This is a genomic window from Nocardia sp. NPDC049935 (assembly GCF_055586645.1).
Window position 1 is genome coordinate 102,211 of the sequence record NZ_JBVJHV010000005.1, and the last position, 23,062, is coordinate 125,272.

The 23,062-nt window shown below is 68.3% G+C and carries 23 protein-coding genes; 9 read left to right on the plus strand and 14 right to left on the minus strand.

Features of this window, described 5'->3' with window-relative positions; genetic code table 11:
- Positions 1–54: 54 nt before the first annotated feature.
- From ACZ6SF_RS20335 to ACZ6SF_RS20365, 7 genes are all read right to left on the minus strand, one after another.
- Entirely contained in the window at positions 55–387 is a 333-nt protein-coding gene (locus ACZ6SF_RS20335; RefSeq protein ID WP_466063730.1) for a hypothetical protein, read from the minus strand.
- Between the two features lie 192 nt (positions 388–579).
- Complete coding sequence (locus tag ACZ6SF_RS20340; protein WP_466063731.1) at positions 580–1,692, minus strand: hypothetical protein; 1,113 nt, start codon at positions 1,690–1,692, stop codon at positions 580–582.
- Between the two features lie 22 nt (positions 1,693–1,714).
- The gene (locus ACZ6SF_RS20345) at positions 1,715–3,142 is read right to left on the minus strand and encodes a helix-turn-helix transcriptional regulator (protein WP_466063732.1); all 1,428 of its coding nucleotides are present in this window, start codon (positions 3,140–3,142) and stop codon (positions 1,715–1,717) included.
- A gap of 225 nt (positions 3,143–3,367) precedes the next feature.
- Complete coding sequence (locus ACZ6SF_RS20350; RefSeq protein ID WP_466063733.1) at positions 3,368–4,528, minus strand: acyl-CoA dehydrogenase; 1,161 nt, start codon at positions 4,526–4,528, stop codon at positions 3,368–3,370.
- Positions 4,529–4,638: 110 nt separating this feature from the next.
- Positions 4,639–5,343 carry a TetR family transcriptional regulator gene (locus ACZ6SF_RS20355; protein WP_466063734.1) on the minus strand — a complete coding sequence of 235 codons (705 nt, stop codon included), beginning with the start codon at positions 5,341–5,343 and terminating at the stop codon, positions 4,639–4,641.
- Between the two features lie 81 nt (positions 5,344–5,424).
- Complete coding sequence (purE, locus tag ACZ6SF_RS20360; protein ID WP_466063735.1) at positions 5,425–5,952, minus strand: 5-(carboxyamino)imidazole ribonucleotide mutase; 528 nt, start codon at positions 5,950–5,952, stop codon at positions 5,425–5,427.
- On the minus strand, positions 5,945–7,165 hold the full coding sequence (locus ACZ6SF_RS20365) for a 5-(carboxyamino)imidazole ribonucleotide synthase (RefSeq protein ID WP_466063736.1): 1,221 nt from the start codon (positions 7,163–7,165) through the stop codon (positions 5,945–5,947). Before ACZ6SF_RS20365 ends, purE begins: the two co-directional genes overlap by 8 nt.
- 39 nt (positions 7,166–7,204) lie before the next feature.
- On the opposite strand from ACZ6SF_RS20365, the gene ACZ6SF_RS20370 reads away from it, so the two are divergent.
- Positions 7,205–7,753 (plus strand): GtrA family protein, encoded by a 549-nt coding sequence (locus ACZ6SF_RS20370; protein WP_466063737.1) that lies wholly within the window; start codon positions 7,205–7,207, stop codon positions 7,751–7,753.
- Positions 7,754–7,799: 46 nt separating this feature from the next.
- Here the strand turns inward: ACZ6SF_RS20370 and ACZ6SF_RS20375 are convergent, their stop codons facing one another.
- From ACZ6SF_RS20375 to ACZ6SF_RS20385, 3 genes are all read right to left on the minus strand, one after another.
- Positions 7,800–9,110, minus strand: coding sequence for a sensor histidine kinase (locus tag ACZ6SF_RS20375; RefSeq protein WP_466063738.1), 1,311 nt, complete (start codon positions 9,108–9,110; stop codon positions 7,800–7,802).
- A gap of 1 nt (position 9,111) precedes the next feature.
- The gene (locus ACZ6SF_RS20380; RefSeq protein WP_466063739.1) at positions 9,112–9,789 is read right to left on the minus strand and encodes a response regulator transcription factor; all 678 of its coding nucleotides are present in this window, start codon (positions 9,787–9,789) and stop codon (positions 9,112–9,114) included.
- Positions 9,790–9,860: 71 nt separating this feature from the next.
- On the minus strand, positions 9,861–10,373 hold the full coding sequence (locus ACZ6SF_RS20385; protein ID WP_466063740.1) for a PH domain-containing protein: 513 nt from the start codon (positions 10,371–10,373) through the stop codon (positions 9,861–9,863).
- Positions 10,374–10,628: 255 nt separating this feature from the next.
- Between ACZ6SF_RS20385 and ACZ6SF_RS20390 the strand changes: the two genes are divergently transcribed.
- Positions 10,629–11,588, plus strand: coding sequence for an acyl-ACP desaturase (locus ACZ6SF_RS20390; protein WP_466063741.1), 960 nt, complete (start codon positions 10,629–10,631; stop codon positions 11,586–11,588).
- Positions 11,589–11,621: 33 nt separating this feature from the next.
- Here the strand turns inward: ACZ6SF_RS20390 and ACZ6SF_RS20395 are convergent, their stop codons facing one another.
- Positions 11,622–12,422 carry a biotin--[acetyl-CoA-carboxylase] ligase gene (locus ACZ6SF_RS20395; RefSeq protein ID WP_466063742.1) on the minus strand — a complete coding sequence of 267 codons (801 nt, stop codon included), beginning with the start codon at positions 12,420–12,422 and terminating at the stop codon, positions 11,622–11,624.
- A 62-nt stretch (positions 12,423–12,484) separates the two neighbouring features.
- Entirely contained in the window at positions 12,485–12,664 is a 180-nt protein-coding gene (locus ACZ6SF_RS20400; protein WP_466063743.1) for a hypothetical protein, read from the minus strand.
- A 263-nt stretch (positions 12,665–12,927) separates the two neighbouring features.
- Here ACZ6SF_RS20400 and ACZ6SF_RS20405 point away from each other — a divergent pair, with 263 nt between their 5' ends.
- From ACZ6SF_RS20405 to ACZ6SF_RS20415, 3 genes are all read left to right on the plus strand, one after another.
- Complete coding sequence (locus ACZ6SF_RS20405; RefSeq protein ID WP_466063744.1) at positions 12,928–14,568, plus strand: acyl-CoA carboxylase subunit beta; 1,641 nt, start codon at positions 12,928–12,930, stop codon at positions 14,566–14,568.
- A gap of 112 nt (positions 14,569–14,680) precedes the next feature.
- Complete coding sequence (locus ACZ6SF_RS20410) at positions 14,681–15,001, plus strand: acyl-CoA carboxylase subunit epsilon (protein ID WP_466063745.1); 321 nt, start codon at positions 14,681–14,683, stop codon at positions 14,999–15,001.
- A 25-nt stretch (positions 15,002–15,026) separates the two neighbouring features.
- Positions 15,027–15,671, plus strand: coding sequence for a Maf family protein (locus ACZ6SF_RS20415; protein ID WP_466063746.1), 645 nt, complete (start codon positions 15,027–15,029; stop codon positions 15,669–15,671).
- On the opposite strand, the gene ACZ6SF_RS20420 is transcribed toward ACZ6SF_RS20415, so the two are convergent.
- Positions 15,600–16,562: a helix-turn-helix transcriptional regulator gene (locus ACZ6SF_RS20420; protein ID WP_466063747.1), complete on the minus strand. Its 963-nt coding sequence runs from the start codon at positions 16,560–16,562 to the stop codon at positions 15,600–15,602. The genes ACZ6SF_RS20415 and ACZ6SF_RS20420 overlap by 72 nt on opposite strands.
- A gap of 167 nt (positions 16,563–16,729) precedes the next feature.
- On the opposite strand from ACZ6SF_RS20420, the gene ACZ6SF_RS20425 reads away from it, so the two are divergent.
- From ACZ6SF_RS20425 to ACZ6SF_RS20435, 3 genes are all read left to right on the plus strand, one after another.
- The gene (locus tag ACZ6SF_RS20425; RefSeq protein WP_466063748.1) at positions 16,730–17,587 is read left to right on the plus strand and encodes a sulfurtransferase; all 858 of its coding nucleotides are present in this window, start codon (positions 16,730–16,732) and stop codon (positions 17,585–17,587) included.
- A gap of 352 nt (positions 17,588–17,939) precedes the next feature.
- Complete coding sequence (locus ACZ6SF_RS20430; RefSeq protein ID WP_466063749.1) at positions 17,940–19,724, plus strand: acetyl/propionyl/methylcrotonyl-CoA carboxylase subunit alpha; 1,785 nt, start codon at positions 17,940–17,942, stop codon at positions 19,722–19,724.
- 133 nt (positions 19,725–19,857) lie between these two features.
- Positions 19,858–20,823, plus strand: a complete 966-nt coding sequence (locus ACZ6SF_RS20435) for a patatin-like phospholipase family protein (RefSeq protein WP_466063750.1) — start codon at positions 19,858–19,860, stop codon at positions 20,821–20,823.
- A gap of 132 nt (positions 20,824–20,955) precedes the next feature.
- Here ACZ6SF_RS20435 and amaB read toward each other — a convergent pair whose 3' ends face one another.
- Positions 20,956–22,485 (minus strand): L-piperidine-6-carboxylate dehydrogenase, encoded by a 1,530-nt coding sequence (gene amaB, locus ACZ6SF_RS20440; protein WP_466063751.1) that lies wholly within the window; start codon positions 22,483–22,485, stop codon positions 20,956–20,958.
- Positions 22,486–22,597: 112 nt separating this feature from the next.
- Between amaB and ACZ6SF_RS20445 the strand changes: the two genes are divergently transcribed.
- Positions 22,598–23,050, plus strand: a complete 453-nt coding sequence (locus ACZ6SF_RS20445; protein WP_466063752.1) for an Lrp/AsnC family transcriptional regulator — start codon at positions 22,598–22,600, stop codon at positions 23,048–23,050.
- Positions 23,051–23,062: the final 12 nt, after the last annotated feature.

Here is a 23,062-nt window from a genome sequence, read left to right on the forward strand (position 1 = left end):
CGGTGAATGCGATGAGACCCAGAACCAGCGCTATCAACACGAGATCTGCGCCCGTCACCGCTGATTCCCCAGGTCGGGAAGTTCCCACCGATAGCCGCGGGGGTATACGCACACGGGGGTGATGAGCACGGCGAGATCGGTGACAATGTGCCGCACCGGATCCGCGTGCTCGAAACCGGGAACTACAACCGCATCCGCCTCGTGCTCGTACACGTGCTGCATGATGATCAGTGCCGAAACCAGCGGCCCGGTATCGAGCACAATAGTGTGCACCACCCGGTAGCCGTGGCGCGCTGCGAGGTCGTGTACGTCGGCCCCGCGGCCGGCGACATCGCGTCGAATCAGTCCGATGGCCTTCGGCAATTTCCGGACGGAGTCGCGTCTCATATCGCTGTCATGGGGGCGAAAGGCGCTCGTGCCAGGCATAGCGGAATCTGCGCGGCGCCGAGATCCCGTTCTGTGGCTGGGCTGGCCGCTGAATGGCCGAGAACGGTGAGGAGGTTTCACCCCCGAAGGGTCGCGCCGCGCGGGCAATCGAGGCCAACAACCGACTGCTGTACAACAGCCGGTTGTATCGATTCAGGCCAACAACGCGACCGCTCGTCGCAGCGTCGCGACACCGGCTGCCTGTACCGGGTACTCGGCAACGACGCTCTCCACACGCTCCGTAGTGAACGGCTGCCATTCGAGGATGCGCCCCTCGGCATTGCTGCTCGGTTCGGCGCCGAAGAAGGCGTCGAAAACCGGACCATCGATAACGACAGCGGTCAGCAGGTCGGTCGCGAAGCTGAGCGGGTCGACGCCGAGGCCGAGGCAGTACGCCGCGATTGCCCCGTCCTGCCGGGCCTGGTCGAACCGTGTCGCGAACTCCCAGGTTTCGTAGTCGATCGGCGCTGTCTCGCTGCCGTGGTCTTCGTCCACACCACCCAACTCTTCGGCGAACTCGCGAATCATGTTGCGCCACAGTGAAAAATCGTTTGCCAGGTTCCACTCCGCATATCCGGACGGCTGAAAGATGCCGACCGGGACCACTTGATACAGCCCACCGGCGTGCCCGACCTTCTCGGGGTCACGCCAGTGCAGCAGAAACGATTGGGCACCGGTGTCCGTATCTCGGCGAACAGTGAGCGTACTGATGGCCAGATTGACCGGTCGTTGCGTCGGATCACAAGGGTCGGCGATCGCTTCCCGGATTCCTGCGAGACCGCGATGGCCTTGCTGGGCCATCGCGAACTCATGTGCCGCCGCCTCACCGACATTGATGCTGTCGAAGTACGACCCGAGAGCGAACCGCATCGAGGGTGCTTCCGCCGTGAGATCTGCACCGACAAGGCGGTAGGTCGGGCGATCCTCGAACACCGTGGGCGCAACGAGATCGCCGACAGCCTCGGCGTAGCTCGCGTATGCCACACCCGTTGCACGCACCGGCAGCGCAGGGCTCGACACCGGGAGGCGACCCACGGCTTCCGATTCCGGCGTCGGTTCCAGTGCCGCCCCCACCTCGTCCAGTCGAATCGGCGTGGTAGGTATCCACTCCTCCCGTGCGAGGAGGGCCGAACCGGCGACGCGGCGCAGGGTGGGATAGGTCTGTGCGGCGGCGGCGTCGAGAGCGGACCGATGCTCACGGACGTAGCTCCGCGTCTCTATCCACCCGCGTTCACTGGGCGTAAGCATGCCTGAACTGCCGCTCATCCCGTTCTCCTGACCTTCGATCTCAGCCGAGCAGACTGTGCCGATGCTCCCATGCGAGCGCCAGACAAGCGGCGCCCGGCGCGGCGAGTGGTTCGGTCTCCAGCAGCCGGTCTATCACCGATGCGGTAAACGGGATGCCGTCGGTTGCCGAGCCCTCGCCGACTGCGACGACTTCACCTTCCTCGTTGAACCGCACAGTCGCACCGAAGACGTCGGCGAAGAGGTCGTCGTCGATGACAACCGCGGTCAAGATCGTGGCCGCCAAAGTCAGGGCGTCCAGCCCCAAACCCAGCACGAACGCGCTCAACTTACCGCGCTCTCGGGCTTCGCTCAGCCGCCGGTAGAGCGGCCACCGCGCATAGTCGATCGGTGAGCTGCGACTGCCGTCGTGCTCGGGCCGGCCGAGCAACTCCTCCGAGAACTCGCGGACGATGTTGCGCCACAGCGAGAAATCGTTGTTCCGGTCCAACAGAGCTACGCCGGACGGTTGAAATTCGCCGGCAGGAATCACGTCGTAGACTCCCGCCGCGGTGGCAACGCGCGAAGGATCGCGCCAGTGCAGGAGAAACGACGGCTCGGCAGGGTATCGGCGCAGGCGAAGGGTCAGCGTTGTGATCGCTGGGACTATCGCACGGCGGGCCGGATCGAAGGGATCGCCGACCAGCTCACGAAACGGCACCTTCCCGAGAAGATCGGAGACGACTGGTCCGGGACGGTCCATCGTGGCCGCGGCCAATTCGTGCGCGAGTGCTTCGGACACGTCGAGCTTGTCGAAGTACGCGGCCAACCCGAAGTCCAAGGTCCGGGTAGTCATCGAGCCACCGAGATAGCGATAGCTGGGCCGCGACTCGAACAACTGCGGTGGATCGAGGTGTTTGACCGCCGATGAATAGGTCTCGAAAGCCGCGCTGGGGGTCCGCAGTGGCCGGACCGGCAATGTTTCGGGTTCCGCACCCGTGACTTCGACCGCCTGCGGGCGTTCGTCCAACCGCAACCGTAAGGACTGCAACTCCGAGGGCCGGTCAGGCAACCAGCCCTCGCCTGTGATGAGAGTCGTTCTGGGTACCCGGTTCTCGACAGCATGCCACTGCGCCGCCAGGTTCCCCAGGTCGGCGCGATGCCAGTTGAGGAAATGGCGCTCGACGCGCCACCGCCCCCTGCTCGACGAGACGGCCGCGTTCGTCTCGTGCAGCGCCGAACCACCATGGCTGCGCCCGGCCAGACCGAGTTCTTCGGCCGGTATGCCGAGCACGCGCACGAATTCCTGACGCTGGTCCAGCGTAGTTTTCCGGACGCCGGTCTCCACCTGGCTGAGGAACTGCTGGGTGATGCCCAATGCCTCGGCGACAGCCGCCTGATTCAGGCCCCGCGCCAGCCGGTATTCACGGACCAGGATCCCCACCTGCCGACCGGGTCCCACCCCTTCGCTGTGCCGCAACCACGGTGTCATCCGTCCCCTCCACAGTTGGTTTCGTTTTCAGCAGACTACGACTCGGCACGAGCCTGCAAAACGGATTCGAATCGACTGAGAGGGGCGAAATCGAGCCGACCGGGAGTCGCCCCGGAAACGCAGGTGGTTCCGGGGGCGGAATGAACTGATAAGTGACCGCTGACGGACCGGCGGCGGCCCGGGTGTGAATCCCGGGCCGCCGAACGAGCGTCGCGCTCCGGGGAATTACCCCTTGAGCAGGGCGCGGGACATGACGACCCGCTGGATCTGGTTGGTGCCCTCGTAGATCTGGGTGATCTTGGCGTCGCGCATCATCCGTTCCACCGGGAAATCGGTGGTGTAGCCGGCGCCGCCGAAGAGCTGCACCGCGTTCGTGGTGACCTCCATGGCCACATCGGAGGCGAAGCATTTGGCGGCGGCGGAGATGAAGCCGAGGTTCTTCTCACCGCGTTCGGCGCGGGCGGCGGAGGTGTAGACCATCAGCCGGGCGGCTTCGATCTTCATCGCCATATCGGCCAGCATGAACTGGGTGTTCTGGAAATCGGCGATCGCGGTGCCGAACTGCTTGCGGTCCTTGGTGTAGGCGATGGCCGCGTCCAGTGCGCCCTGGGCCAGGCCGACGGCCTGCGCGCCGATGGTGGGGCGGGTGTGGTCGAGGGTCTGCAGGGCGGTTTTGAAGCCGGTGCCGGGGGCGCCGACGATGCGGTCGCCGGGGACCTTGCAGTTCTCGAAGTACAGCTCGGCGGTCGGGGAACCCTTGATGCCGAGTTTGTGCTCGAGCGGGCCGACCACGAAACCCTCATCGTCCTTGTGGACCAGGAACGCGGAAATACCGTTGGCGCCCTTATCGGGATCGGTGACGGCCATGACGGTGTACCAGGAGGACTTGCCGCCGTTGGTGATCCAGCATTTGGAGCCGTTGATGATCCAGTCGTCGCCTTCCTGGCGGGCGCGGGTGCGCATACTGCCCGCATCGGATCCGGCTTCGCGCTCGGACAGCGCGTAGGAGGCCATCTCGCCGTTGACGATATCGGCGAGCACTTTCTGCTTGAGCTCCTCGGAGCCGTTGAGGATCATGCCCATGGTGCCGAGCTTGTTCACCGCGGGGATCAGCGAGGACGACCCGCAGACCCGCGCGACCTCTTCGATGACGATGCAGGTGGCCACCGAATCGGCGCCCTGGCCGCCGTAGGCCTCGGGAACGTGCACGGCGTTGAAGCCGGCGGCATTGAGTGCCGTGAGGGCTTCCTCCGGGAAGCGCGCGTGCTCGTCCACGTCCTTGGCGTGCGGGGCTATTTCCTTCTCGCACAGACCGCGGATGGCCGAACGCAGCTCGTCGTGGAAATCCTCCAGCTTGAACAGTCCGAAATCCGGGTTTCCCGCCATTGGGCTCACTCCTGTTGCCTCCGTGCCGGCCGTCGGCACTCAGTGTCAGATTTCTCGCCACTATACCGCCCGGAACTTGATCACCTGGTGGCAGTACGTGGCACTCGGTGTCAATCCGCGGTGGTCTCCGCCAAACTACCGAGCCGCTGGCTCAGGAGTTCGGCGACATGCCGGGCGGGCAGGTCGCGCCGGAAAACCGCCAGCACCAGTTCGTCGTCGCCCGCGGGGCGGCGATCGCCGCTCGGGATCGCGTTCAGTTCGGCACGGAGATCGGCGGGGCCCGCGGCGGAATCCCCGCGCACCATCCGCCGCAGCAGATAGTTGTGGGTGGCGGTCACCGCGGCGGTGAACTGGACCCGGGCCAGATCCGGGGAATCGGGCTGCCGTTCGCGCAGGAAGTCGGTGAACAGGCGCTCGTAGCGGAACACCGTGACGATCTCCCGGTCCCGCAGCGCCGGCACCCGCCGCACCACGTGATAGCGGCGCTCGGCGATATCGCGCCAGCGGGTGAACCGTTCGAAAACCTGGACCGCGGCCTCGCGGACGGCGTCCCACGGGTCCAGCGGTGACTGCTGCAGATACTCCTGCGCCGCCACCAGCTGCGCCTCATGATCGGCGAAGATGACATCTTCCTTGGACCGGAACTGCCGGAAGAACGTGCGCCGCGAGATCCCGGCCGCCTCGGCGATCTCGTCGACCGAGGTCGCCTCGTACCCCTGATCGGCGAACAATCGCAACGCCTCGTCGACCACTCCGAGCCGGAACCGGACCAGCTCGGCGCCGCCCACCCGGCGGACGGTTTCCTCGTTGTCCATACCGATACCGTATCGAGCGACGTCCCGGGCGCGGTATCGCGCGCGGCGTCCAGATCGGCCCACCAGGCGCCGGCGCAGCGCTCAGCCCATCAGGCGCCGACGCAGCGCCGCGTCCTTCTCCAGCACCATCGTCTCCAGCCCGGCCTGGAACTGCTCCATCCGCTGCCGCAGGGCGGGATCGTGGGCGCCCAGGATCCGGGCCGCGAGCAGCCCCGCGTTGCGGGCCCCGCCGATGGAGACCGTGGCCACCGGGACACCCGCGGGCATCTGCACGATCGAGAGCAGCGAATCCATCCCGTCCAGGTATTTCAGCGGCACCGGGACACCGATCACCGGCAACGGCGTCGCCGAGGCGACCATCCCCGGCAGATGGGCGGCGCCGCCGGCCCCGGCGATGAGCACTCGCAGGCCGCGGCCCGCCGCGTCGCGGGCGTAGTCGAGCATGCGCTGCGGGGTGCGGTGCGCCGACACCACGCCGACCTCGAACCGGATCCCGAATTCGGCCAGCGCCTCCGCCGCCGCCTCCATGGTGGGCCAGTCGGAATCGCTGCCCATGATCAGCCCGACCGCGGGGGAATTCTCGATACTGCCCGTCACCACGTCACTCATGCGGATCCCATCCGTCGGTCCATACCGCGTGCGACATCCAGTGCGCCGCGCGCTCGGCTCGTTCCCGCACCTGCGCCACGTCGTCACCGAGCACGTTCACATGCCCGATCTTGCGGTCGGGCCGCTCGCCCTTCCCGTACAGGTGCACCTTGGCGTCCGGCATCCGGGCGAACAGATGATGCAGCCGCTCGTCCATCGACATGGCGGGCGCCTCGGGCGCACCGAGGATATTCGCCATCACCGTCACCGGCGCCAACGGGCTCGTATCGCCGAGGGGATAGTCCAGCACCGCGCGCAGATGCTGTTCGAACTGTCCGGTGCGCGCGCCGTCCATACCCCAGTGCCCGGAGTTGTGCGGGCGCATCGCCAGTTCGTTGATCAGGATCTCGCCGTCGTGGGTCTCGAACAGTTCGACCGCCATCGCCCCGACCACACCGAGATCCTCGGCCAGCCGCAGCGCCAGTTCCTCGGCCCGGCCGGCCAGATCCTCCGAGAGCCCGGGCGCGGGAGCGATCACCACGGCGCACTGACCGTTGCGCTGCACGGTCTCCACCACCGGCCAGGTCGCGGCCTGCCCGTACGGGGAGCGAGCCACCATGGCCGACAATTCACGTTTCAGCGGTACGCGGACCTCGGCGAGCAATTCCACCCCGGCGCCGAGTTGGCCGGCGGCGATCTTCGCCGCGCCCTCGGCGTCATCGGGCATCCACACCCCGCGGCCGTCGTACCCGCCGCGGATCGCCTTGAGCACGATCGGCCAGCCGTGCTCGTCACCGAAGCGCACCGCGTCGGCCTCGGATTCGATCATCGCGAAAGCCGGTACGGGCAGTCCGCGCGCCGACAGTTCCCGGCGCATGGCGAGCTTGTCCTGGGCGAACCGCAACGCGCCCGGCGGTGGGAGCACATTGACCCCCTCGGCGACCAGGGCCTCCAGATGCTCGGTGGGCACATGCTCGTGGTCGAAGGTCAGGGCGTGGGATCCGGTGGCGGCCCGGCGCAGCGCGGCCAGATCGGTATGACTGCCGAGCACCACATCGGGACCGACCTGCGCGGCCGGATCGTCGGGGCGTTCGGCGAGCACCCGGAGCCGCTGGCCCAGCGCGATGGCCGCCTGATGCGTCATCCGCGCCAGCTGGCCGCCGCCGACCATGGTGACGGTGGGCATCGCCGAGGGATCGAAGCTACGAGCGTTCACGTCGGACAATACTGTCACGTCCTGCGGGAACGGTGCCTAGCGGTATGCTCGCGAACTGTGTCATTCGTCGACGGCGTGGTGCGCGTCCTCCCGCAGCCCCTTCAGGAGATCGCCTTCCGGCAGCGCGAGCTCATCAAGTTCGCGATCGTCGGGGCGACCACGTTCGTCATCGACAGCGGAATCTTCTATGTCCTGAAGTGGACGGTCCTGGAGGAGAAGCCGATCACCGCGAAGATCATCGCGGGTGTGATCGCGGTGATCGCCTCCTACATCCTCAACCGGGAATGGTCGTTCAAGAACCGGGGCGGGCGCGAACGCCACCACGAGGCGCTGCTGTTCTTCGCGGTCAGCGGGATCGGCGTGGTGCTCAGCATGCTGCCGCTCTACGTCTCCCGGTACGCGTTCCAGCTGCACCAGCCAACGGTCAGCTTCATGGTGGAGAACATCGCCGACTTCGTCAGCGCCTACCTCATCGGCAATCTCCTGCAGATGGCGTTCCGGTTCTGGGCGATGCGCCGCTGGGTCTTCCCCGACGAGGTCGACCAGATGATCGAGGACCTGGAAGAGTTCGTGGAGGAAGAACACCACCGGCGTCTCGGGCGCTGAGCGACCCCGTCATCCCGGGCACCGAGCGCCGGGCGGGCGTCCCGCGCTAGCGCGGCTCCCCCGCCCTCCGGTTCTCCATTCGCCCCGCCAGCGGCTTTCCCAGGAACACCGCGAACAAAGCGGGACGCCGGCGCTGCAACTCCAACCGGCCGCCGTCGGCCTCGATCAGCGCCCGCGCCAGTGCCAGCCCCACACCGGTCGATCCGGCTCCCGAGAAACCCCGGTCGAAGATATGCGGGGCCAGATCGTCGCTGACCCCCTCACCCTCGTCGGCGACCTGGACACACACCAGCGGTTCGCGATCCCGCCCCGGCCGCACGGTCCGCACCGATACGGTGCAGGGGCCGCCGCCGTGCATGAGCGCGTTGTCCACCAGCACCGTGACCGCTTCGCGCAGCCGGGAGCCGGTGATCGGCGCCCGCAGCGATTCGTCACCGGTGAGGGTGAGGGTGCGGCCCGCCTCGTAGAACGGGTGCGTCCACTCGGTGACGATGCCGCGCAACTCGTCCATCACCGGCACCGGATCGCGGTCGGCCGCGTCCTCGTCGCGCGAGGCCCGGACCAGATCGTCGATGGCCTCGGTCAACCGGTCGACCTGAGCCATCGCCTCATCCGCCTCGTGCACCACCTCGGGATCGGTATGCGCGGACAGTTCGTCCAGCCGTAGCCGGACCGCCGTCAACCGGCTGCGCAGCTGATGGGAGACATCGGCCACCAGTGCGTGCTCCCGTTGCAGCCGGCCGGCGATCTCGACGGTCGCCGAATCCAGCACATCGGAGACCCGGTCCAGTTCGGCGATACCGTGCCGGCGCGGATCGGGCCGGAAATCGCCCATGGCGAGCCGGGCCGCGCGGGCGGCCACATCGCGGATCGGGTCGGCGACCCGGCGCGCGGTGACGATCGCGACCGTGATGGCCGCCCCCAGGGAGAGCGCCACGGCGAGGGCCACACCGGCCACCGCCTGCCGCTGCCGGGCCTTCATCGGGGTGGCGGGCACCTCCAGCCGCAGTGACCCGTCGGTGCCCATCGACAGCGATTCCACCAGTGGATCGACGACGGTGGCGGCGCCCACCTCGACCTTGGCGGCATTGTCTCCGGGCGCGGGATAGACGACGGTCAGCCGGCCGCCCTCCGGGACCAGCGGCTGCACGGTGCGCAGATCGAGCCCGCCGCGAACCACCCCGTTATCGCTCTCCTGCACGATGACCTCGGTGGAGATGAGCTCCAACCGGCTGCGCAGATCGTTGCGGGTGATGTCCTCCACCCACAGCCACGCGGTATAGGTGAGCGGCACACCGAGTATCACGGTGGTCAGCATCAGTACGGTCAGCATCGACCGCAGGATCCGCCGCCGCACGTCAGTCGGTGTTCAATCGGAATCCGACTCCGCGTACCGTGACGATCCGCCGCTCGGCCATCGGGCCCTCGTCCCCGATCTTGCGGCGCAGCCACGACATATGCATATCCAGGGTCTTGGAACCGCGTAACTCCGCGTCACCCCATACCTCCCGCAGGATCGTCTCCCGCGCCACCACCTGCCCGGCGCGGTCGATCAGCACCTTCAGCAGCTCGTACTCCTTGTTGGCCAGTCCCACTTCCACCCCGTTGACCAGCACCCGCCGCGCCGCCGGCTCGAGCCGGATCCCGCCGACCTCCACCGCGTCGTCGCCGATCCCGCTGCGCCGCAGCAGGGCTCGGACCCGGGCCAGCAGTTCCGCCAGCCGGAAGGGTTTGCCCACGTAGTCGTCGGCGCCCGCGTCGAGACCGACCACGAAATCCACCTCGTCGGTGCGGGCGGTGAGCATCAGGACCGCCATCTCCGCGCCGCGGGCACGGACCTGCCGGCAGACCTCGAGACCGTCCATCCCGGGCAGCCCGAGGTCCAGGATCAGCAGGTCGTGGTGTCCTTCGAGCGCACGATCGAGTACCGCGGGACCGAAGCTCTCCACGGTCACCGAGTAGCCCTCACGGCCCAGCGCCCGTGAGAGCGGGGCCGCGATGGCCTCATCGTCTTCGCCCAGCAGTACGGCGGTCATGCGACCACATTACGGTCCGCCGGCGCGGTACCCGCGTCGTCGCGACCCGAGCACGGCCGGGAGATGCGGTGTCAGTAGCCGCCGTAACGCGGCGAGGCCTCGAAAACCTGGTGGTAGAGCATCGCGTGCACCTGTTCGACATCCGGGATATCGGCGTATTCGAGGGGTTCCTCCGACGACGAGCCGATGATGAGCGCCCCGGTGCCGAACATCCGGTCGACCAGCCCGTGCTGGAACTGCACGCTCGAGATACGGCTCATCGGGATATCGATACCGCTGTGGGTGAGCACGCCCTCGCGGACCAGTACCCGGCGGTCGGTGACGATGAAATGGGTCGATTTCCAGCTCACGATCGGTGAGACGCAGCGCCACGCGAGGATGAGCAGCCAGACGACCAGAATCGCCAGCAGCAGGGCCGTACGCATGGTCTCCTCGGTGGTGCGCCAGACGAGGCCGCCGAGGAAACCGGCCAGCGCGGTCGCGACGATCAGCGTGACGATGGGCCAGAAGAGCATCTTCCAATGCGGATGGGTATGCAGGATCAACTCTTCGTCGGGCGCCAGCGCATCCTCCGGATAACCCATGGGCGCACATTACCCCCAAGAGATGCCACAATGCCCGAGGCGACCATGCGGCACCCGCGCGATTCCGCGGAGCCCGTGGCCGGTATCCCACGCCCGCGGCGGCGAACCGGGGCCGCTCCACAGCCGGACCGCACCGCTCGAAACGCCCCGCCGCCCGCACTCGCTCGACCGAAGTTCAGCGCAAGCCCTGTACGCCCGCTGCCCCGGCGCATCCCGCGCCGCCGAGTGGGACGCCCGCGACGATCGGAGAAGTGCGTGACCAGAGATCTGACCCAGCTCGAACTGCTCCTCGAACTGCGGCCCGTGGCCGAGAAATCCCTGGACCGGCATCTGTCGATGGTCGAGGACTGGCATCCGCACGATTACGTCCCCTGGGACGAGGGCCGGAATTTCGCCGCCCTCGGCGGGCAGGATTGGGAGCCCGCGCAATCCGGGCTCGGCGAAGTGGCCGAGGCGGCGCTGGTCACCGGCCTGCTCACCGAGGACAACCTGCCCGCCCACCACCGGATGATCTCCGAGAGTTTCTCCGAGGACGGTGTCTGGGGCGCCTGGGTGGGTCGCTGGACCGCCGAGGAGAACCGGCATGCCATCGTCATCCGCGACTATCTGGTGGTCACCCGCGGTGTCGACCCGGTGGCACTGGACCGGGCCCGGATGGTGCACATGTGCAACGGCCTGGATTCGCCGCCGGAATGGTCCGGCCTGCTGGAATGCGCCGCGTTCATGACATTCCAGGAACCGGCCACCCGGGTATTGCATCGCAATACCGGCGAGATCTGCGGCGACCCGGTGGCCGACCGGATGCTGCAGCGTGTCGCCGCCGACGAGAACCTGCACCTGGTCTTCTACCGGACCCTGTGCGGCGCCGCCCTGGAACTGGCCCCCGATCAAGCGATCCGGGCGATCACCCGGGTTCTGTCCATCTTCGGTATGCCGGGCGCGGACCTGCCGGACCACGGGCGCGACGCGGCGCTGCTGGCCGAACACGGCGTCTACGACCCGCGCCGGCACCTCGACGAGGTGGTCGATCCGGTCCTCACCCGGTGGAACGTCTTCGAACGCGACGATTTCGGCCCGGCGGGCGAGCGGCAGCGCGACGAACTGGCGGCGCTGCGGGCGCGGCTGGCCGCCGACGCGGTCCGTTTCGAGGAACAGCGCGAGCGGTCGCCGGGCCGTGCCGCGGGCCGCCGGGAGCAGATCACCGAGCCGGCGTAACACCGGCGGACCGGTCGTGGCGGAGCCGCCCGATCAGTCCTGGGGCCGGAGATGGGTCACATCACCGGCGGCGACGGCTTCCTCGCCGATCAGCAACCGGCCGGACGCATCGATATCGCGGGCGATACCGGTGAGCAACCGGCCCCCGGGCAGTTCGGCACGCACCGGGGCACCAAGAGTCGCGCAGCGTTCCCGGTAGGCCTCGGCGAGGGCCGTCGTATCCCAGCCGCCGTCGCGCCATTCGGTGTAGCGCCGCCCGAACTCGGTGAGCAGTGCGAGTACGAGCGCGGTGCGGTCGGGTTCGTCGGCGCCGCAGAGAGTGAGCGAGGTGGCGTGCGGGACGGGCAGCTCATCGGCGGTGAGGCTCACATTGAGCCCGATGCCCACCACGATCGCGGACCGCGGCCCGGTGGCCGCCACCTCGGCGAGGATGCCGGCGAGTTTGCGGCCCTCGACCAGGACGTCGTTCGGCCATTTCAGCGCGGCCGGGACGCCGGTGGTGGCGCGGACCGCGTCCACCGCCGCGATCCCGGTGAGCAGCGGGATCCAGCCGAGCATCTCGGCGTCCACCCCGTCGGTGCGCACCAGCATCGACAGGGAGATCTGGGCGCGCGGCGGGCTCGACCAGGCCCGGGCGAGACGACCCCGCCCGCTTTCCTGGGCCTCCGCGACCAGCGCGATCCGATCGGTCTCCGGATCGGCGGCACGCGCGATCAGATCCGCGTTGGTGGAGCCGGTCGATTCGACGACGTCGATTCCGGTGAAGAACGCCGGTTCCGGGGTGCCGGTCAGCGCTCGCCGCAACTGTTCGAGATCCAACGGGGGCCTGTGCATTCAGGGCACGCTACCGCCGTGCCCGGCGGCCACCGCAGGGTGGTGCGGTGACCGCCGGGGACCTAACCGGCGAGGTCGTAACTCCCGAGGCGGGCGCCCCCGCGATTCGCCTCGGTCTCCTCCTGTTCGGCCCCTTCGGTCACAGGTGCCGGATCGGTGACGGTCGGCTCGGGTTCACCCACCCGCGCGGTGAAGGCCACCGCCTCCGGATGCCGGCCTGTGAGAGTCGTCCAATGCCACATAGCAGACCACCTCCCCTCTGGACTTCAAAAGTGATCTGCTACAAGGGTATTGACCGCGCCTGGCGAGCGAAAGCGATTTTCCGGCCGGCGCACCGCGGCACAAACCCCCGCGAGTGACGTCGTGACAGGTCACCAGGGAGATTCACGATCAACATAAGAGGCGTCCACGGCGTACCCACCTGGGGTTTTCCCGACCAGGCACTACTGACCAGTAGCCAGATGTGGGTTAACAGGCCGGTAGGGCTCTGGTTACACTCCGACCCATGACGAGTGTCCAGCAGCAGCCCACGCCGGATTCGGCAGGTACGCCCGATATCCACACGACCGCCGGCAAACTGGCTGACCTGCGGAACCGGCTCGAAGAGGCCCAGCATCCGATGGGTGAGGCCGCGGTCGACAAGGTGCACGCCAAGGGCAAGATGACCGCGCGGGAACGTATTCTCGCCCTGGTCGACGAGGGTTCCTTCGTCGAGCTCGACGCGCTGGCCCGGCACCGCAGCGTCAACTTCGGCCTCGACAAGCAGCGTCCCCTCGGCGACGGTGTGGTGAGCGGTTACGGCACCATCGACGGCCGCGAGGTCTGCCTGTTCAGCCAGGATGTCACCGTCTTCGGCGGAAGCCTCGGCGAGGTCTACGGCGAGAAGATCGTCAAGGTCATGGACCTCGCGCTCAAGACCGGCCGCCCGCTCATCGGCATCAACGAGGGCGCCGGCGCCCGGATCCAGGAGGGCGTGGTCTCGCTCGGCCTCTACGGCGAGATCTTCCACCGCAATATCCAGGCCTCCGGTGTGATCCCGCAGATCTCGCTCATCATGGGCGCGGCCGCGGGCGGGCATGTGTACTCGCCCGCGCTCACCGACTTCGTGGTGATGGTCGACGAGACCAGCCAGATGTTCATCACCGGCCCCGACGTCATCAAGACGGTCACCGGTGAAGAGGTCACCATGGAGGAGCTGGGCGGCGCCCACACCCATATGGTGAAGTCCGGAACGGCCCACTACGTGGCCTCCGGGGAACAGGACGCCCTCGACTACGTCAAGGATCTGCTGTCCTACCTGCCCAGCAACAACCGCGCCGAGGCGCCCCGCTTCCCGGCCTCCGATCCGATCGCCGGCGCGCTCGAGGATTCCCTCACCGAGGAGGACCTCGAACTCGACACCCTGATCCCGGATTCGCCGAACCAGCCCTATGACATGCACGAGGTCATCCGGCGGCTGCTCGACGACGACGAATTCCTCGAGATCCAGGCCGAGCGGGCCATGAACATCATCGTGGGCTTCGGCCGGATCGACGGCCGCAGTGTCGGAATCGTCGCCAATCAGCCGACCCAGTTCGCCGGCTGCCTCGATATCGACGCCTCGGAGAAGGCCGCCCGCTTCGTGCGTACCTGCGACGCCTTCAACGTCCCGATCATCACCCTGGTCGATGTGCCCGGCTTCCTGCCCGGAACCGATCAGGAGTACAACGGCATCATCCGGCGCGGCGCCAAGCTCCTCTACGCCTACGGTGAGGCCACTGTGGGCAAAATCACGATCATCACCCGGAAGGCCTACGGCGGCGCCTACGACGTGATGGGGTCCAAGCATATGGGCGCCGATGTGAACCTGGCGTGGCCCACCGCCCAGATCGCGGTGATGGGCGCCTCCGGCGCCGTCGGCTTCGTGTACCGCAAGCGGCTCGCCGAAGCCGCCAAAGAGGGCGCCGACGTGGACAAACTCCGCCTGGAACTGCAGAACGAGTACGAGGACACGTTGGTGAACCCGTACGTCGCCGCCGAGCGCGGCTACGTGGACGCCGTGATCCCGCCGTCGCATACTCGCGGCCAGATCGTCTCCGCCCTGCGCCTGCTCGAGCGCAAGATGGTGACCATGCCTCCGAAGAAACACGGCAACATCCCGCTGTGATCCAGCGATAGGCTCTGTAGGCCGGACACTGATTTCGGGTATGCGATCAGTGCACGACGATCGCCCGGCCCACGCGCGCGGCGATCAAAGGCAAGAGAGAGGATCTGGCACTGTGACGATTGTGGCAGAAGAAGAGGTATTGGCCGCAGCCGAACTGGACCTCGCCACCGGCGAACTGCCGGTCGATACCGCGGACGGCGTGAGCGCAGCTGCCGAGACGGCCGGGGAAAAACCGTTTCTGGTCATCGAGAAGGGCGCGCCGACCGACGCCGAGATCGCCGCACTGGTCTGTGTGTTCAGTGCCGCCGCGGCCGCGGGCGCGCCCGCCGATCCGGGGCCGCAGGACCTGTGGGGCCGGCCGACGATGCTGCACCGGGGCACCTCCCCGTTCTCGCCGTACTCCTATCCGCAGCTTTCCCACCTGCGTTTCTGACACCGAATCCAGGAGATCTCCCGACGTGACCCGGCTGGTCCTCGCGTCCGCGTCACCGGCCCGCCGGTCGGTGCTGCGCGCGGCAGGTATCGAACCCGTTGTCCGGGTATCGGATGTGGACGAGGACGCCGTCGCGGCCGCCCTTCCCGCCGATACCGGGCCGCGGGAGATCGTGGTCGAACTGGCGCGGGCCAAGGCCCGGGCGGTGGCCGCCACCCTCGCGGGTGAGATCGCCGATCTCGGTGCCGACCTCGTCGTGGTGGGCTGCGATTCGATGCTTCTGATCGACGGCGAGCTCCAGGGCAAACCGCATACGCCGGAGGTCGCCCGGGCCCGCTGGCAGGCGATGGCCGGGCACTACGCGGATCTGGTGACCGGGCACTGCGTACTCCGGCTGCGTGCCGGCACGGTCGTCGCGGAGGTGACCGAGTGCAGCGCCACCACGGTGCATTTCGGCACCCCGGACCCGGCCGAACTCGACTCCTATATCGCCACCGGCGAACCGCTGCAGGTGGCCGGCGCCTTCACCCTCGACGGGCTGGGCGGCTGGTTCGTCGACCGGATCGACGGCGACCCCTCCAGCGTGGTGGGTATCGGCCTACCACTGCTGCGCCGACTGCTCCAGAAAGTGGGCGTCGGTATCGCGCAACTGTGGACCGACCATCCCTGAGGGCGGCGCCCCGCGTAACACCCGGCCGCCCTGCTGCCCCGCCGCGGGCGTGAGCGGTCCGGATCCGGGCCGGGGCTCCCCGTCCACCGAGGCCGAAGCCGGCGGGAGCTGACTCCCGGGCGGTACGACCTGCCCGGAAACCCGCGACAGCCGGGCCGCCTGCCCCGCGGCCGCGTCGATACGCCCCTGTTCCGGGGGCACCCGGGTGGCCGACACCGGCTGTTCGGTTCGCGCGCGTTCCGCGGCGGCCACCCGCCGCAACAGCACCTCACAGGTCTCCTCGGCCACGAAGGGCCGCAGTTCGGCCTCGATCCTGCCCGCCGCGCCGCCGCGCTCCAGCAGGGCGTCCAGCAGGCCGCGATGCACACCGCAGACGACCTCGGTATGGGTCCGGGCGAGATCGCGCAGCGGGCACGCGGTCAGCCGCACCACCACACCGTCCTCGGGATCGCGGCCGGAGGTGTCGCGGGTATCGCGTTCGGGGGCGAAACCCAATTCCGACATCAGCGAGACGACCCGCTCCTTGGCCTCGCGCACCGAGTCGATGACTTCTTCGGAGGTGTCGAGTTTGCCGCCCCAGGCCCGGCCGGCGGCCAGCCCGGCCGCCGCCTGCTCCTGCGGACCGGGTCCGAGTTGATCGGCGAGCACCTGGGCGAGATCCTGATATCCCATGGTGCGCTGGACGGCGCGATAGCCGATCCGGGGCCGCCCCCGACCGCGCGGCGGTTGCTGGAACTGCCGCACCAGCGATTCGCGGGTGAGAATATCGAGGTGGAAGCGCACGGTGGTGACATGCTGACCGGTGACCTGGGCCAGCTGCTGGGCATCGAGAGGCTCGCTCGCGCCCCGGAGGATCGCGAGCAGGCGCCGTCGCGGCCAAGAATCAGACATAGCTCACCCCTCCTTCGGGGAGACTTTATCGGAGTCATGTGCGACTAATTCGCCCATTGCACCGACTCTGTGCTCTGCAACAAGTTCACGTCAAGTCACACTTACTATCCAAGGTGCGGCTCGAACCTGTCGTCAGCACTGCCCGCCTCCTGTGAAGGACCCTGAACGTGCCCGTCGCCCCGGACCCATCTCCCGCTTTCGGCTCGTACGCAAACCCACACCGTTTGGTAACCACCGAGTGGCTGTCGGCAAACCTCGGCACCCCCGGTTTGAAAATCATCGAATGTAATGCCGACGTCCTCCTCTACGGCATAGGCCATGTTCCGGGTGCCAGCAAGCTCGACTGGCGCAGCGATCTCGACGACCCGGTGACCCGTGACTATATAGACGGTGAGCGCTTCACCGAACTCATGCGCTCCCAGGGCATCGAACACCACGACACCATCGTGCTGTACGGCAATGACGGTAACTCGCACGCCGCGCACGCGCTGTGGGTTTTGACCATGTTCGGCCATCGCGACGTCCGCCTGCTCGACGGCGGGCGCGATGCCTGGATCGCCGAGTCGCGCGACACCGTCTTCGAGACTCCGGAACCGGCCCGCAGCGGATACCCGCTGGTGGAGCGGAACGATACGGCCATCCGAGCCTTCCGGGAGGACGTCCTCGCGGCCCTCGGCGCGCCCCTGGTGGATGTGCGCTCACCGCAGGAGTACGCGGGCGCACCGGACGAGGGCGGGGGTGGAACGGTCCTGCGCGGCGGCCATATCCCCACGGCGGTCAACATTCCCTGGACGAGCGCGCTCGGCCCGGACGGGCGTTTCCGCGGCCGCGCCGAACTCGACGCGATCTACGGCGAGATCGGCACCGACGGCCCGCTGACCGTCTACAGCGCGGTCGGAGAACGGTCCAGTCATACGTGGTTCGTCCTGAAATATCTGCTCGGCCGCGAATCGGTGCGCAATTACGACGGATCATGGACGGAATGGGGCAACTCCGTGCGCATGCCCATCGCCACGGGCCGGTGACGCGACGTCGATGCCCCGTCTCGATCTATCCGATTACGCAGGTGAAGCGATGAATCCGTGGCGGTTCTCCCCCGGGACCGGTCCATAGAAGTGTCTATTGTGATCTGTGACCTACTGGCGGGTAGGGCTATCCGAGTTCCGGCTTTGTTGGCAGACTGCCTACACTCGCCCGGAGACATTTTGTCGACACGGGCGCGGAGCCCGCGTAGCGGATCCGAACCCACGGACACGGCGCCCACGAAGCGATCCGATCCTGATTCGGACCCGGACGAGCGGACCCGATCCGCGGGAGCGGAGCCGAAGCGCGGCTCATCCCGCAGAGCGACCAACAGAGATTGCAACAGGAGGCTCAGTGCCCAGCCATGCCAGCGCGCGGATCACGAAGGTACTCGTAGCTAACCGAGGCGAGATTGCCGTGCGCGTTATCCGGGCGGCCAAGGATGCCGGTCTCGGCAGTGTCGCGGTATACGCGGAACCCGATGCCGACGCCCCCTTCGTCAAGCTCGCCGACGAAGCCTTCGCCCTGGGCGGGCAGACCTCGGCGGAGTCCTACCTCGTCTTCGACAAACTCCTGGACGCGGCCGCCAAATCCGGCGCCGACGCCGTCCACCCCGGCTACGGCTTCCTGTCCGAGAACGCCGACTTCGCCCAGGCCGTCCTCGACGCCGGGCTGATCTGGATCGGACCGTCCCCGCAGTCCATCCGCGACCTCGGTGACAAGGTCACCGCGCGCCATATCGCCGAGCGGGCGAAGGCGCCGATGGCCGCGGGCACCAAGGATCCGGTCAAGAACGCCGACGAGGTCGTGGAGTTCGCGAAGAAGTACGGCGTGCCGGTCGCGATCAAGGCCGCGTTCGGTGGCGGCGGCCGCGGTATGAAGGTCGCGCACACCATCGAGGAGATCCCCGAACTCTTCGAATCCGCCACCCGTGAGGCCGTGGCCGCCTTCGGCCGCGGCGAATGCTTCGTCGAGCAGTACCTGGACAAGGCCCGCCACGTCGAGGCCCAGGTCATCGCCGATCAGCACGGCAACGTGATCGTCGCCGGCACCCGCGACTGCTCGCTGCAGCGCCGCTTCCAGAAGCTGGTCGAGGAGGCCCCCGCGCCGTTCCTCACCGACGACCAGCGGGCCCGTATCCACGCGTCGGCCAAGGCCATCTGCAAGGAGGCCGGCTACTACGGCGCCGGCACCGTGGAGTACCTGGTGCAGGGCGATACCGTCTCGTTCCTCGAGGTGAACACCCGCCTGCAGGTCGAGCATCCGGTCACCGAGGAGACCTCCGGCCTGGACCTGGTGCGCCAGCAGTTCCGTATCGCCAACGGCGAGAAGCTGGAACTCACCGAGGATCCCACCCCGCGCGGGCACTCGTTCGAGTTCCGCATCAACGGCGAGGACGCGGGCCGCGGCTTCCTGCCCGCCCCCGGACCCGTCACCGCCTACTCCGAGCCCACCGGCCCGGGCGTGCGCGTGGACTCCGGCGTGGTGGCCGGCAGCGTGATCGGCGGCCAGTTCGACTCGATGCTGGCCAAGCTGATCGTCACCGGCGAGAACCGCACCCAGGCGCTGGAGCGGGCGCGGCGCGCGCTCGCCGAGTTCCACGTGGAGGGGCTGGCCACGGTCATCCCGTTCCACCGGGCGATCGTGGAGGATCCGGCGTTCATCGGCGACGGCGAGTCGTTCGACGTCTACACCAAGTGGATCGAAACCGAGTGGAAGAACACCGTCGAACCGTTCACCGGTGGCGCTCCCGCCGATGAGGACGACGAGCCGCGGCAGAAGGTCGTGGTCGAGGTCGGCGGCCGCCGGGTCGAGGTCTCGCTGCCGGGCCAGTTCTCCGTCGGTTCCGGCGCGCCCGCCGCGGTGGGCACCCGCAAGAAGCCCAAGCCCCGCACCCGCGGTGGCGCGGGCGGCGGCGCCGCCTCCGGCGACGCGGTCACCGCGCCCATGCAGGGCACCGTGGTCAAGGTCGCGGTCGAGGAGGGCCAGTCCGTCGAGGCCGGCGATCTGATCGTGGTGCTCGAGGCCATGAAGATGGAGAACCCGGTCAACGCGCACAAGGCCGGTGTGGTCACCGGACTCAATGTGGCGGCCGGTGCGGCCATCACCCAGGGCACGGTCCTCGCCGAGATCAAGTAGCGGCCGCGCGGCCGCCGGCGGCCGCGAACCACTGCGCTACGGCATGCGACGACTGGACCAACAGTTGATGCACAATGCCCCGGAGCGGGTGCGCGATCGATGATCGCCACCCGCTCCGGCGTATGGTGACCTGGTGAGCGCAGTACAGCCGACGGTCGCGGAGGTGATCCGCGACCGTTTCCTATCCGGTGGCCGGTCCGACAGCCATCGGCTGGTTCTGGTGGTCGAGGGCGGCGGCAGCCGCGGCGTGTACTCCAGCGGAATGGTGCACGCATTGGAGGAGCTCGGCCTGGCCCGGGTCTTCGATGCCGTCTACGGCACCTCCGCGGGCGCCATCAACGCCGCCTGGTTCCTGTGCGGGCGGGCCGGCCGGGGTATGAAAGCGTGGACCGACGCCCCCATCATGCGCCGGGCCATCGACCCCACCCGGATGCTGCGCGGACGCCCCGCCTTCGATCTGCACTATCTGGTGCACAAGGTCTACGACGGTCTGCATCCCATGGATTTCCCCGCGATCCTGGCCAACGAGACCACCTTCCACCCCATCGCCACCGATATCCGCACCGGCCTGCCGGTCGACCTGCATCCGCATATCGTCGACAAGGCGACCCTCCAGACCGCCCTGCGCGCCTCCTCCGGCCTCCCGCTACTGGCCGGTCCCCCGGTCGAGCTCGCGGGCCGCCGGTACTTCGACGGCGGTCTCTCCGAAACGGTCCCGGTCCGCACCGCACTCCGGGCGGGTGCGACGCACGCCCTGATCCTGCGCACCCGCCGCTCCGACGAACGCCGTCCACCGGCCCCCTGGCTCCACGACCTGGTAGGCGGCACGTACATGCGGTGGACCGCCCCCGGCGCGCACCGGGCCTGGAAGGCCCGCCCCGGCCAGCAGGCCCTCGAGGACGCAGTGATCGCCGGTATGGGCCCCGCCGCCCACCAGATCCACCCGCCCGCCGGGTCCCCGGATATCAGCAGCGTCGAAACCGACCCCGGCATGCTCACCCGCGGTATGCGCATCGGCCACCGCGCCGTCACCGAATTCTTCGACCGCCTCGGCGTGACGACCTCGGCCCCCGCCGTACCGGGCGCGTCCGGAGCCTGAGCCCCGCCCCCTGCCCAGGGAACGACCCACCCACCTCAACGACTCCCTCCCTTCCCGGCAGACACAACCGCCCGGCAAGTCGCCCCTCACGCCGAGCCCCGCGAGGCCCTGGTTCGGCCCTGCTCCAAAATTTCAAAACCGGATGCCCTGGGCCAGGGGGAGGTCGTGGGAGTAGTTGACGGTGTTGGTGGCGCGGCGCATGTAGGCCTTCCAGGCGTCCGATCCCGATTCCCGCCCGCCGCCGGTATGTTTCTCCCCGCCGAACGCCCCGCCGATCTCCGCACCGGAGGTTCCGATGTTCACATTGGCGATCCCGCAGTCCGACCCGTCGGCGGCGAGGAATCGTTCGGCCTCCCGCTGGTCGGTGGTGAAGATCGCCGACGACAGCCCCTGGGGTACGCAGTTGTGCAGCGCCAGCGCGGTGTCGAAATCGTCGTAGGTGAGGACGTACAGGATCGGCGCGAACGTTTCCTCCCGGACCACCTCCGTCTGGTCCGGCATCCGGATGAGCGCCGGGCGGACGTACTGGGCGCCGGGGAATTCCGCGAGTTCCACCGGGTCGCCGCCGTAGAGGAGGTCGCCGCCGTCGCGGCGGGCCCGGTCGAGCGCGTCGCGCATCCGGGCGAGCGCGTCGGGGGCGCACAGCGGGCCGATCTGGATACCGGGTTCCAGCGGGTTGCCCACCCGCAGCTGCCGGTAGGCGTCCACCAGCCGATGCTGCAGTTGATCGGCGATGGAAGTGTGGACGATGAGCCGGCGCAGGGTGGTGCACCGCTGCCCGGCGGTGCCGACGGCGGCGAAGACGATACCGCGCACAGCCAGGTCCAGATCGGCCGACGGGGTGACGACGGCGGCGTTGTTGCCGCCCAGTTCCAGCAGGCAGCGCCCGAATCGGGCGGCCACCCGCGGCCCGACCTTCCGGCCCATCGCGACCGAGCCGGTCGCGCTGACCAGCGCCACCCGTTCGTCGTCGACCAGTTGCGCGCCCGCGTCGGCGGTCCCGAGGATCAGCCGGTGGATCCGTTCGTCGGCGCCGGCCGCGCGCGCGGCCCGGGCCAGCAGGCCGTGGCAGGCCAGCGCGGTCACGGGCGTGCGTTCGGAGGGTTTCCACACCACGGTGTCGCCGCAGACGAGGGCGACGGCGGTATTCCAGGCCCAGACCGCCACCGGGAAGTTGAAGGCCGAGATCACCCCGACCACGCCCAGCGGATGCCAGGTTTCCATGAGCCGGTGCCCCGGACGCTCGGAGGGCATGGTGTAGCCGTAGAGCTGGCGCGACAACCCCACCGCGAAATCGCAGATGTCGATCATCTCCTGCACCTCGCCGCGCGCCTCGGCGGGAATCTTGCCGACCTCCAGAGTGACCAGTTCGGCCAGTTCGTCCTGGTGCCGGCGCAGCAGCACGGCCAGTTCGCGTACCACCGCGGCCCGTTGCGGCGCCGGGACCAGACGCCAGGCGGTGAAGGCCGCCGCCGCGTCGGCGATGGTCGCGTCGATCTCGCCGGGGGTGTCGGGCCGCAGGCCGATCAGCACCTCGCCGTCGATCGGGCACCGGACCATCAGGTCGCCGGTGGGGGGATGGTCGAGCCCCATCCCGCGCAACAGGTCCCCGATCCGGTGGGCCGGAGCCAGGGCCGGATTCTCGCTGTCGATCTCTGTCATCGCGAACTCCTCGGGTTCGGCCGGACGAAATACGCTGCGCGAATGGCACAGCCGGAGAATGAACGTTCACAACTGAGTTCCGGCGGTGTGTCGCCTACGTTAGCCTTCGCTGATGGCGGAAACACCGGCAAAACCAGCCCTGGATGAGATCGATCGCCTGCTGATCCGGGAACTGATGGCCGATGGACGGGCGACCCTGTCCAATCTGGCCGAGAAGGCGAGTCTTTCGGTATCCGCCGTGCAGTCCCGGGTGCGCAGGCTCGAGGCGCGCGGCGTGATCCGCGGGTATACCGCGAACGTGGATCCGGAGGCGCTGGGGCAGTTACTGTCGGCATTCGTCGCGATCACTCCTCTCGACCCGTCCCAGCCCGATGACGCTCCCGCGCTGCTACAGAATGTCCCCGGTATCGAGGGCTGCCATTCGGTGGCGGGCGACGAGAGCTACATCCTGCTCGTGCGGGTGGCCTCGCCGCGGCATCTGGAACAGTTGCTGCAGCAGATCCGGGCGACGGCCAACGTCCGCACCCGGAGCACCATAATCCTGCAGACATTCTACGAAAAGTAGTTGATCACGTAA

Bases quoted from the DNA above. Each gene is read 5' to 3' on its own strand.
- ACZ6SF_RS20335 (WP_466063730.1), bottom strand. From the start codon at position 387: ATGAGACGCGACTCCGTCCGGAAATTGCCGAAGGCCATCGGACTGATT.
- ACZ6SF_RS20340 (WP_466063731.1), bottom strand. From the start codon at position 1,692: ATGAGCGGCAGTTCAGGCATGCTTACGCCCAGTGAACGCGGGTGGATA.
- ACZ6SF_RS20345 (WP_466063732.1), bottom strand. From the start codon at position 3,142: ATGACACCGTGGTTGCGGCACAGCGAAGGGGTGGGACCCGGTCGGCAG.
- ACZ6SF_RS20350 (WP_466063733.1), bottom strand. From the start codon at position 4,528: ATGGCGGGAAACCCGGATTTCGGACTGTTCAAGCTGGAGGATTTCCAC.
- ACZ6SF_RS20355 (WP_466063734.1), bottom strand. From the start codon at position 5,343: ATGGACAACGAGGAAACCGTCCGCCGGGTGGGCGGCGCCGAGCTGGTC.
- purE (WP_466063735.1), bottom strand. From the start codon at position 5,952: ATGAGTGACGTGGTGACGGGCAGTATCGAGAATTCCCCCGCGGTCGGG.
- ACZ6SF_RS20380 (WP_466063739.1), bottom strand. From the start codon at position 9,789: ATGACCGCCGTACTGCTGGGCGAAGACGATGAGGCCATCGCGGCCCCG.
- ACZ6SF_RS20385 (WP_466063740.1), bottom strand. From the start codon at position 10,373: ATGGGTTATCCGGAGGATGCGCTGGCGCCCGACGAAGAGTTGATCCTG.
- ACZ6SF_RS20395 (WP_466063742.1), bottom strand. From the start codon at position 12,422: ATGCACAGGCCCCCGTTGGATCTCGAACAGTTGCGGCGAGCGCTGACC.
- ACZ6SF_RS20400 (WP_466063743.1), bottom strand. From the start codon at position 12,664: ATGTGGCATTGGACGACTCTCACAGGCCGGCATCCGGAGGCGGTGGCC.
- ACZ6SF_RS20405 (WP_466063744.1), top strand. From the start codon at position 12,928: ATGACGAGTGTCCAGCAGCAGCCCACGCCGGATTCGGCAGGTACGCCC.
- ACZ6SF_RS20420 (WP_466063747.1), bottom strand. From the start codon at position 16,562: ATGTCTGATTCTTGGCCGCGACGGCGCCTGCTCGCGATCCTCCGGGGC.
- amaB (WP_466063751.1), bottom strand. From the start codon at position 22,485: ATGACAGAGATCGACAGCGAGAATCCGGCCCTGGCTCCGGCCCACCGG.
- ACZ6SF_RS20445 (WP_466063752.1), top strand. From the start codon at position 22,598: ATGGCGGAAACACCGGCAAAACCAGCCCTGGATGAGATCGATCGCCTG.